Annotated in this window: 1 protein-coding gene; it reads right to left on the bottom strand. The window is 44.9% G+C overall.

Annotation, left to right across the window (positions count from 1 at the left end):
• Positions 1-608, bottom strand: a 608-nt coding sequence (locus D8848_RS10745; protein WP_142999031.1) for a DUF1542 domain-containing protein, incomplete at both ends; no start/stop codon positions are given.

Below are 608 nucleotides of genomic sequence, written 5' to 3'. Positions count from 1 at the left end.
TTTCGCTGCGTCTGCTTTCGCTTTTGCATCTTCCTTAGCTTTTGCTTTTTCTTCAGCTGTTAAGTCGTTGTTCGCATCGATTTCTGCTTCCTTAGCTTTCAGCGCATCGTCTATTGCTTTTTTAGCCGCTGGCTTAGCTTGCGCTGTTGGAGTGACTAAGTCTACACTTGTTGTTCCTGCAGTCTTAGCTTGTTCTACCGCATCGTTTGTTGTTGCGTTATCGATTGCTGTTTTCGCTGCGTCTGCTTTCGCTTTTGCATCTTCCTTAGCTTTTGCTTTNTCTTCAGCTGTTAAGTCGTTGTTCGCATCGATTTCTGCTTCCTTAGCTTTNAGCNCATCGTCTATTGCTTTTTTAGCNNCTGGCTTAGCTACTGGCGTTGGAGTTACTGAGTCTACACTTGTTGTTCCTGCAGTCTTAGCTTTAGTTACTGCATCATTTGTCGTAGCGTTGTCGATTGCTTCCTTAGCTGTGTCAGCTTTCGCTTTAGCGTCTTCCTTAGCTTTTGCTTTCTCTTCAGCTGTTAAGTCGTTGTTCGCATCGATCGCGTCATTTTTAGCTTTCAATGCATCATCGATTGCTTGCTTAGCCGCTGGCTTAGCTACTGGCG

This window comes from Streptococcus mitis (genome assembly GCF_003942775.1).
GTDB lineage: Bacteria > Bacillota > Bacilli > Lactobacillales > Streptococcaceae > Streptococcus > Streptococcus mitis_CN.
This window is presented reverse-complemented; position numbering and strand designations above follow the sequence as displayed.